Raw genomic sequence first — 8,648 nt, forward strand, 5'->3', positions numbered from 1 at the left:
GTTGGCTCTCGGTCGGGCGCTGGGGGAAACGATGGCCGCAGCCATGCTGGTTGGGAACGCTAACCGTATCAACATTTCTATCCTTGAACCTGGCTCGACGATCGCTTCACTAATTGCCTCTCAGTTTGTGAGGCCGGGCACGATCAGGTGGCCGCTCTGCTCTACGCGGGTTTAACTTAATGATTTTGACACTAATCGTCTCAAGGGCTATCTCTGATTAACTTGGACTTGTTTACAAAGCTGCCGCCGCCCCTCGGCTTGAGTGGTGGGGGTCTTGGCAATGCCATTGTGGGCACGTTGATTGTCTTAGTAGTGGCCGTCGTCATTAGTGTTCCCATTGGTGTTTTGGGTGCTGTGTGGCTGTCCGAATTTGGGCGGGGGAGCAAAATCGCCTATTGGGTAATGATCTGGTGCCGGGTGCCCGAGTCGAAGCCAAAATTACCTACTACGGCAAAGATCTCTACGCCCCAGAGGTAGATCCGGTGGCGGTGCGGCGGCGCATTGGCATGGTGTTCCAAAAACCCAATCCCTTTCCCAAGTCCATCTATGACAATGTCGCCTTTGGGGCGCGGGTCAATACGTACAAGGGAGACTTAGACGAGCTTGTGGAAACCTCCCTGCGGCAAGCGGCACTTCGGGATAAGGACAAGCTTAAAGAAAGTGGCCTGTCTCTATCGGGGGGTCAGCAAAAACGCCTCTGCATTGCACGGACGATCGCCATCAAGCCCGAGGTCATCCTCATGGATGAACCCTGTTCTGCCCTTGACCCGATTTCTACCCTCAAGGTGGAAGAACTGATCCATGAATTGAAGCAGAACTACACCATTGTCATCGTGACCCACCATATGCAGCAGGCGACTCGGGTGAGGGATCGCACTGTTTTCTTCAATGTTGAGTATGATTACACCAGTGTCGTCTTCAATAACCCCAAAGAGCAAGCCACGATGGATGATGTCAGTGGTCGTTTCGGCTAGGGTCTAAAGTTGCGGCTGCTGCTGGTGCCAAGGGGTGGCCTGTTCATAGGCATAGGCAACGTGAAATAGGGTCTCTTCCCCTAGGACGTTGCCAATCAACTGCAGACCAATAGGCAGCCCTTCCCTATCAAAGCCACAGGGGAGGCTCAAGCCCGGTAGCCCGGCAAGGTTCACGGGAATTGTCATCAGGTCTGACAGGTACATACTCAGGGGATCGGCGGTTTTCTCCCCAGCTTTGAAGGCAGTGGTGGGGGCTGTGGGGCAGACCAAAACATCTGCCTGTGCAAAGGCTTGGGCAAAGTCCTCTTTGATCAGGGTGCGTACCTTTTGTGCCCGTAGGTAGTAAGCATCATAGTAGCCAGCGGAAAGGGCGTAGGTGCCAATCATGATCCGCCGCTTCACCTCAGCCCCAAAGCCTTGGGCACGAGTTTTCATGTACATTTCAAGGAGATCGCTGGCTCCTTCAGCGCGAAAACCAAAGTTCACGCCATCATAGCGGGCTAGGTTCGCCGAGGCTTCTGAAGGGGCAATGATGTAGTAGGTGGGCAGGCCGTAGGCAAAGCGGGGACAGGAGAGTTCAACAATCGTTGCCCCCAATGCCTCTAGGGTTTTTAGGGCGGCTTCAAGGGCAGATTTCACCTCTGGTTGCAACCCTTCACCCACGGTTTCTTGAATAACGCCAATGCGCATCCCCTTGAGATCGGGTTTGAGGGCTTGGGTGTAGTCGGGAATCGACACGCTGAGACTGGTGGCATCCTTGGGATCATGCCCCGCGATCGCCCCCAAAAGAATCGCAGCATCTGTGACCGTCGGTGCCAAAGGTCCGACTTGATCTAATGACGACGCATAGGCAACAAGGCCATAGCGCGACACTAAACCATAGGTGGGTTTGAGGCCGACCACCCCACAAAAGGCGGCGGGTTGACGAATGGAACCACCCGTATCGGAACCAAGGGCAGCAGCACATTCCCCGGCAGCAACGGCGGCAGCGGACCCCCCAGACGACCCCCCAGAGACGCGCTCTGGATTCCAAGGATTGGCGGTGAACCCAAAGGCAGAATTTTCGGTGGAGCTGCCCATGGCAAATTCATCGAGATTGGTTTTGCCCACCATGATCGCGCCAGCGGCCTGCAATTTTTGGGTCACGGTGGATTCGTAGGGGGGGACAAAGTGCTCCAACATCTTAGAAGCACAGGTGGTGCGCACACCGTAGGTGCAAAGGTTATCCTTGATGGCCAAGGGAATCCCTGTGAGCAAACCAATCTCTTCACCGGCAGCAAGGCGTTGATCCACCTCAGCAGCTTGGGCAAGGGCGCGATCGCCCGTCACGGTTAAGAAGCTATGGAGCGTTGGCTCCACTGCGGCAATGCGGTCTAAATAGGCTTGGGTGATTTCAGTGGCGGAGCGTTCTTTGCGAACGAGTTGACGGTGTAGCTCCTGAATCACTGACATAAATGCAGATTCCCTAGTGACAATGCAACACTGGCGATCGCGGGCATGGCCGCAAACAGGCCAATCTTCAGTTTAGCAATGTGGCTGATCATTTATCGCCCAAGATGCAGCACTTTGGCACGGGGCTGTCTCTTAATCAATCAGCGATATATTAGGAATCAAGAAACCCTGACGACAGTGCTCATGCCCCTGGGGAGTATTTGATGGAGCCGCTCGACCCCGTAGATCGGGAAGCCTTTACCAACCCGACATTGCAGCGATTGTGGTTCTTTGTCTATTTGCTGCCCATTTTTGGCATGATTCCAGCACTGTGGCAGTTGAGTCGCCGCGGGAGCGATCGCCAGACTCGCCAAGTCAGTCGCCTTGCCCTTCTGATCGGTCTCATTTGGCTGTTGGGCTATGGTCTGCTGAATGGGGCTGCCAGTGTGAGTGAAGCCCAGTCTCTGCATCATGGCCTGTTGCTGTTCCTGAATAGTCTCTGGGGAACTGCCTACTTTCTGGTGAACTTGGGGCTGATGGTGCGCCTATGGCGGGGGCGATCGCTGAAATTGCCCTTCTTGCAGCGTCTGATGAAATACCTGCCATGACCCCCAAGCGTTGGTTTTGGCCACTATTGGGATTCAGTGCCATTCTGGTGCTCATCCTCTGGTTAATATCGGCACTCACGTGGCTGTATGTGCAGGTGGCTTTTACGGCGCCCTTTTTGGCCAATCTCTTGGTGCTGATTTTCATAGGTCTATTGGGGGGGCTGCTCTATACTTTCTTTCGCTACCTGTATTTACTCGAACGCAAGGGCAAGCCCAAGCCCGCCACCGCTGTGCCCCAAGCCCCCCTCGATAAAACGGAGGCCGCCGCTGAAAACCTCAAAGCCCTACGGCAGCAACTGAGTCAAATTGAAGATGAAGTGGCACGGCAAGCGCTGTTGGCACGGGCACGGGAGCTAGAGGAGGATTTTTACCGCCAAGAATTGCGCATTGTTGTCTTTGGCACCGGTTCAGCGGGTAAAACCTCTCTCGTCAATGCCCTCATTGGGGAGATGGTGGGGGAAGTGGCACCAACAATGGGCACTACGGAGGTGGGGCAAACCTATCGCTTTTGGCTCCCCGATACGGATCAAGAAATTCTCATTACTGATACCCCCGGTATCTTAGAAGCGGGTGTCGCTGGCACCTACCGCGAGCAATTAGCCCGCCAACTTGCCGCCGAAGCCGACTTACTCCTTTTTGTCTTGGACGATGACTTGCGCCAGTCGGAATATACCCCCTTGGTCAACTTGGTGGAAATGGGCAAGCGATCGCTGTTGGTACTCAATAAAATTGACTTGCGCTCCGAGGCCGATCAACTGGCTCTGCTGCGCCATTTACGGCAGCGAGTTAAGGGGTTGATTCCCCCCCAAGATGTGGTGGGCATTGCCGCCCGTCCCCAACCGATTCGCCTCGACACAGGAGAGTGGTTAGAACCCGAACCCCATATTTGGCCACTGATTCGGCGGATGAGTGCCATTCTCCGCGAGGAAGGGGATGACCTCGTGGCAGATAATATCCTCTTGCAGTCTCAACGCCTAGGGGAGCAAGCCCGCAAAATCATTGATCAGCAACGGCGCCGCCAAGCCGATAAGGTGGTGGAGCGCTACCAGTGGATCAGTGCGGGTGTGGTCTGTGTCACGCCGATTCCTGTGGTGGATCTGCTAGCTGCTGCCGCTGTGAATGCGCAAATGGTAATGGAAATGGGCAAGGTCTATGGCTGTGACCTGAATCGCGATCGCGCCCGCGAATTAGCCCTTTCCTTAGGTAAAACCTTGGCCAGTCTCGGCATTGTCAAAGGTGCCATGAATCTGGTGGGGACAGCTCTCCAGTTGAGTGTCGGGGGGCTGGTGGTTGGCAAAGCAGTTCAAGGGATTACCGCCGCCTACCTCACTCGCATTGCCGGTAAAAGTTTTATTGAGTATTTTCGCCACAACCAAGACTGGGGGGATGGCGGCATGGGGGAAGTGGTGCAACGGCAGTTTCAACTCAATCGCCGCGATGAATTTATTCGTGCCTTTGTGCAGCAGGCGATCGCCCGCTTACCCGCACAACTGGGAACCGTGATTCCTGAGGCGATGAAATCCCCCCTATCCCACGAAGAGGAGCTCTCTTAAGCGATTCTAACAATCGTCCCAAGGACATCGGCAAAAACCGCTACTATGTTGAGTAATTATTTTCATGTTGCCCATTTCGGATGAGTCTCTCGACCCGCAGTCCTGATCTTGAGGTGGAACAACTGCCGCAGTTATTGCAGGCAGCTCGGTCTCGTTATTTGGCTGGGGAGCGATCGCTCGCTGTGATCAAGCCCCTCTCTCAAGCCCTGCGAGCCATCCTCGAGCGCAACATTGATACGCAGCTTAGTCAGCGTGGCGGCTATCTGCAACGCCTAGTGGAAGCCTATTATCGTCTCTTTCCCCGCTGCCTAGAACACCTGAGCCGCGATCAACTCCAACAGCAGGCGGTGCAAAAAACGGTGCAGCGGTTACTGCAAATTCCCGCCACCATCATTCAAGATGAGTACGATCGCCTCAATCGTGGCCAGTACAATCAACCCCTCAAGCAACTGGTGCTTGCCTTTAGTCGCCCAGCCCTAGCTAACCGCAATCCCTCTCCGCAACTAACAGAGGCCGAGTGTTTCCTTGCCTTCTTTATCCAGTGCCTACGCCAAGAACTCGGCGCAACGGTTCTCCTATCCCCCCAGTTTCGCCAAGAATACCGCGATTTGCTGCGTACAGTGTGCCTAGGTAGCTCTGATCCCGAGCAATGCCAAAGTAACCTTACGGGCTGGCTCTGGGAAGCAATGAAGTCCTTTGACCCCCTCAAGCCCTTTGGTGCCACTGGTCATGGGCGTCCCACCTTTGAAGCATGGGCGCGCACGGTCGTCAGCAATAAACTGGCAGATGAAAAACGCAAACTCCTCAAGCGCGAGGCCGATGAACTACTCTTTTATGATAACCGTGCCCTGCAAGTCTTTCAAGATCGTTATCAAGCAGCGCCCCCTGAGGTGCAGCGGGAGATTGATCCCAAAGCCTGCGCTCAGTTGATTACGATTGTCCAAACAGAAATTACCGATCCCCGTATCCGTGCTTCGACAGCTCGTTTGCGCCAGCACATTGCCCAACTCTTGGGCTGGACCGTTGAGCACACCCGTGACACTCATCAACAGGTGCGGCGCATCCTTGGACGCTATGTGCAGTCCACTCGCTCTCTGAACATTTGCTCCACCGACGGCAACCAAGAATGGATTGACAACTATCCCGATACCCGCACCCTGCCAACCAGCAATGGCCAAGGGGTGGAGTGTATGGCGGAGTTTCTCAATGATCCGCAGACGCCGACATGGGTCAGGGATTGGTGTGAGCGTCGCCGTACCCAAGCGGAAATTGCCCGTGAACTCTTTGTCAGCCAGCCCACAATTTCTCGCTGCCTCGGTCGTGAATATCGCCTGTGGCTCTACCGTAAATTCTTTCAAGATCCCCAGATTCCCCAATGGATGAGGCGATGGTATGAAACCCAATCAATCCCCAGCCCCCACCAACGACGGCAAACCCGCCGTGAAATTCACCCTGACTATGCCCGTGGCCTCTGCACCGCAAAACAAATTGATGAGCAAATAGAGGCCACCCTTGCCCAGTGGTGTGAGCATAACGGTATTTACTACCTTCCCTAGGCAGCTTTGCTTTTCCGTACCTGGTTTGGATGACGACGGCTATGACTTCCTTTTTGGCACCGACTGTTCCCATTCGTTCCCTGATATTGGATGCCGCCCATGGGGTGCTTCAAGGATGTCGTCCCAGTCGACAACGGCAGGTTCTGCCCTATTTGGTTGCCCTCTACTCGTTCATAGACTGGTGGGAAAATGAGGGTGTTCCCCGTAAGCAGGAGGATCTCGACGATCTCCCCGGTGATCTCACCCTGAGTACCACTTGGTGTGAGCGGCCAGAGGCTCTTGACCTTTTGGACATTGCGGATCTTAACTTGGAAGGGGTGCAGTTATCTATCCATCCTGTCGAGACGGGAGAGTCTCTGCGGATTCATTGCCCGACATTTTTGGGGGTGATCAACGCCGATTTAGCGGTTGCCGTTGGTTTGGATCGCGATCGCCGTCAAGCACAGATGCTGGGTTTTTGCGATCGCCAGACTCTCTTGGACTATTGGCAACACCATCCAGCGGATGCCCAAGGCTATGGCACCTTCCCCCTAGAGCAACTACAACCCATCTTCTACTTGCCCGAGCAAATTAGCTTCCTGAATCCGCTGCCCCAAAGTACACCGCTGGCCACCAAGGGCAATACCTATGGTCAACCCCTCGAAAATCTACCGCAGCGAGTGCTGGCTGCTGAACCTGAACAGCTACCCCTCCACAATGCAACCACAATCCAACGTCTCCTGCAAGCCCTCCAAGACTACACCGAAACCTCAGAAATTTCCCTCTCCCAAGATTAGGATTGGGCTTCCGGAGGCGACGTATTTTCGGGGGGATGCTTGTGATAGTAGGCCTGTGCTCCCTCTTTAGTATTCATCTGACCGGGTTGAGGGCGGCGATGGGTTTGCAGGCCTTGGAGGACTTCTGATAAGGTCAAGCCTTCCGGCAGGGGCGATCGCACTTCCCGCACCTTGTGCCACACCGAGCGGGACATCATTAAACTGCGGCGGATAGGTTCAGCCCGGCTTTCAAGGTAGGCTTCCCGCTCCCCTTGGTAATCCGTCGAAGACAGCAGTAGAGGTACGGGTGGATACGCCTGCACTAGGCGGGCAATGTGGGTCAGTACCCCCGGATACAGAGTTGTATAGGCAGGATGCACCGTTAAGTCTAGCCAGTGGGGCGTCTCTCCATCTTGGCTGGTATGGAGTGTATAGGAGGCGATCGCCACCTTACGCTGCGGTTCAAACACATAGGCACGGTGCACCTGCACCTGTTGCGACCAACTGGCCAAACCGTGCTGTAGCCAATCCAAAAGACTCGTTTGAAAATCCCGATAGTGGCGATTAAAGACTTGGCGCACTAGTGCCGGCATCGACATCGTATCCAACTCATGCAGCAACCGTGCATCGGCATTCGTGACCTTCAGCAAATTAGGCAAGCAAGGCGTGCCCTCTGCCAGTTCTGCCAACTGATCCGCTGAAATTTGCCAGTAGGTGAGATGGGCCAAGGGTTGAAAGCCATTTTGGCGGTAGAGGTCTAGTGCCTCACGATGGTCAATATTGATTTCCACTATCCACGTACGGGCTTCCACAAGGGTACTAAAACAATGGCGCAGGAGTTGTGTACCCACCTCCGTAAACTCTTGGGCGGCCAATTGCTGTACCTGCCATGTGGTGCGACTTTCATTAAAGGGAGCCACCTGCACAACGCCTAACACTTGGTTGTCCCGCTCCGCGACATAAATCCGCTGCTTGCTCATCCCCGTTAGCCACTGCAATAGATGCAGCGGTGAGGTCATCAGGCCACCCGCCAAGGACGGCAGACCAAAGGGTTGAGCATGTACCCCCTCATGGCACAGCCGCTGTTCCACCACCTCCACATCCCGATAGGCCAAAGGACGGATAATCAAATCACCAGTGGGAGGCAAGTCAGAAACCATCAGCAGGCACCAATCACTACTTCCATCTTAAGGACTCCGTCACCAAAATAAAGGGGGGATGCCCAACGACAACCGCCCCAGCAAGATCAATTGTGCAAAATCCCCTTAGTAAAGTTCTTCCTCTTGGTGGGTCAGGATTTTGCAGTCAGAACGGGGATAGGCGACACAGGTAAGCACAAAGCCCTTCTCAATTTGGTCATCATCCAAGAAGGACTGATCCGACTGATCCACTTCTCCTTCCAGCAGCTTACCGGCACAGGTGGAGCAAGCACCAGCACGGCAGGAGAAGGGCAGGTCTAGGCCTTGCTCTTCCGCCACATCCAGAATGTACTCATCTTCGGGTACGTCAATTGTTGTTTCGCTTCCATCAGGACGCACTAGCGTTACTTTGTAGGTTGCCATGAATCTTGTCCTCTCATGTATAGAAAAGGCAGGGAGCCATCACGCTCCAATTTAGATACTAGGGGAAAACCCCAGCCTTAATAGTTGGCTGCCAGTCACGCTGTGTATCGTTTTCGTAATTTGAGACTCCCAAGGTATCTGAAATACTTATAGAAGTGATGTGGGCAGGCTAAAACCCCTCCGCTTCAGCGAGGGGATACAGCCAACTC

7 protein-coding genes and 2 pseudogenes are annotated in these 8,648 nt (G+C 54.4%); 6 read left to right on the top strand and 3 right to left on the bottom strand.

Annotation, left to right across the window (positions count from 1 at the left end):
- Both IGQ15_RS12100 and IGQ15_RS11195 read left to right on the top strand, forming a co-directional pair.
- Nucleotides 1-221 (top strand): annotated as a pseudogene (locus IGQ15_RS12100) (phosphate ABC transporter permease subunit PstC); the annotation flags it as partial.
- A gap of 165 nt (nt 222-386) precedes the next feature.
- Nucleotides 387-974 (top strand): annotated as a pseudogene (locus IGQ15_RS11195) (ATP-binding cassette domain-containing protein); the annotation flags it as partial.
- A 3-nt stretch (nt 975-977) separates the two neighbouring features.
- On the opposite strand, the gene gatA reads toward IGQ15_RS11195, so the two are convergent.
- Nucleotides 978-2,426 carry an Asp-tRNA(Asn)/Glu-tRNA(Gln) amidotransferase subunit GatA gene (gene gatA, locus IGQ15_RS11200; RefSeq protein ID WP_297051787.1) on the bottom strand — a complete coding sequence of 483 codons (1,449 nt, stop codon included), beginning with the start codon at nt 2,424-2,426 and terminating at the stop codon, nt 978-980.
- 203 nt (nt 2,427-2,629) lie between these two features.
- On the opposite strand from gatA, the gene IGQ15_RS11205 reads away from it, so the two are divergent.
- The 4 genes from IGQ15_RS11205 (at nt 2,630) to IGQ15_RS11220 (ending at nt 6,898) form a co-directional block, all read left to right on the top strand.
- A complete protein-coding gene (locus IGQ15_RS11205; RefSeq protein ID WP_297051789.1) occupies nt 2,630-3,013 on the top strand; it encodes a hypothetical protein in 384 nt (127 codons plus the stop codon).
- Nucleotides 3,010-4,566 (top strand): DUF697 domain-containing protein, encoded by a 1,557-nt coding sequence (locus IGQ15_RS11210; protein WP_297051791.1) that lies wholly within the window; start codon nt 3,010-3,012, stop codon nt 4,564-4,566. The genes IGQ15_RS11205 and IGQ15_RS11210 overlap by 4 nt, the downstream gene beginning before the upstream one ends.
- Before the next feature lie 80 nt (nt 4,567-4,646).
- Entirely contained in the window at nt 4,647-6,122 is a 1,476-nt protein-coding gene (locus IGQ15_RS11215; RefSeq protein ID WP_297051793.1) for a hypothetical protein, read from the top strand.
- Nucleotides 6,123-6,163: 41 nt separating this feature from the next.
- Nucleotides 6,164-6,898 carry a hypothetical protein gene (locus IGQ15_RS11220; protein ID WP_297051795.1) on the top strand — a complete coding sequence of 245 codons (735 nt, stop codon included), beginning with the start codon at nt 6,164-6,166 and terminating at the stop codon, nt 6,896-6,898.
- Here the strand turns inward: IGQ15_RS11220 and IGQ15_RS11225 are convergent.
- Entirely contained in the window at nt 6,895-8,037 is a 1,143-nt protein-coding gene (locus tag IGQ15_RS11225; protein ID WP_297051797.1) for a GNAT family N-acetyltransferase, read from the bottom strand. The genes IGQ15_RS11220 and IGQ15_RS11225 overlap by 4 nt on opposite strands.
- A gap of 105 nt (nt 8,038-8,142) precedes the next feature.
- Nucleotides 8,143-8,439 (bottom strand): ferredoxin PetF1, encoded by a 297-nt coding sequence (gene petF1, locus IGQ15_RS11230; protein WP_297051799.1) that lies wholly within the window; start codon nt 8,437-8,439, stop codon nt 8,143-8,145.
- Nucleotides 8,440-8,648: the final 209 nt, after the last annotated feature.

The organism is Thermosynechococcus sp. M98_K2018_005, assembly GCF_015295825.1.
Classification (GTDB): domain Bacteria; phylum Cyanobacteriota; class Cyanobacteriia; order Thermosynechococcales; family Thermosynechococcaceae; genus Thermosynechococcus.

Bases quoted from the DNA above. Each gene is read 5' to 3' on its own strand.
- gatA (WP_297051787.1), bottom strand. From the start codon at position 2,426: ATGTCAGTGATTCAGGAGCTACACCGTCAACTCGTTCGCAAAGAACGC.
- IGQ15_RS11205 (WP_297051789.1), top strand. From the start codon at position 2,630: ATGGAGCCGCTCGACCCCGTAGATCGGGAAGCCTTTACCAACCCGACA.
- IGQ15_RS11210 (WP_297051791.1), top strand. From the start codon at position 3,010: ATGACCCCCAAGCGTTGGTTTTGGCCACTATTGGGATTCAGTGCCATT.
- IGQ15_RS11215 (WP_297051793.1), top strand. From the start codon at position 4,647: ATGAGTCTCTCGACCCGCAGTCCTGATCTTGAGGTGGAACAACTGCCG.
- IGQ15_RS11220 (WP_297051795.1), top strand. From the start codon at position 6,164: ATGACTTCCTTTTTGGCACCGACTGTTCCCATTCGTTCCCTGATATTG.
- IGQ15_RS11225 (WP_297051797.1), bottom strand. From the start codon at position 8,037: ATGGTTTCTGACTTGCCTCCCACTGGTGATTTGATTATCCGTCCTTTG.
- petF1 (WP_297051799.1), bottom strand. From the start codon at position 8,439: ATGGCAACCTACAAAGTAACGCTAGTGCGTCCTGATGGAAGCGAAACA.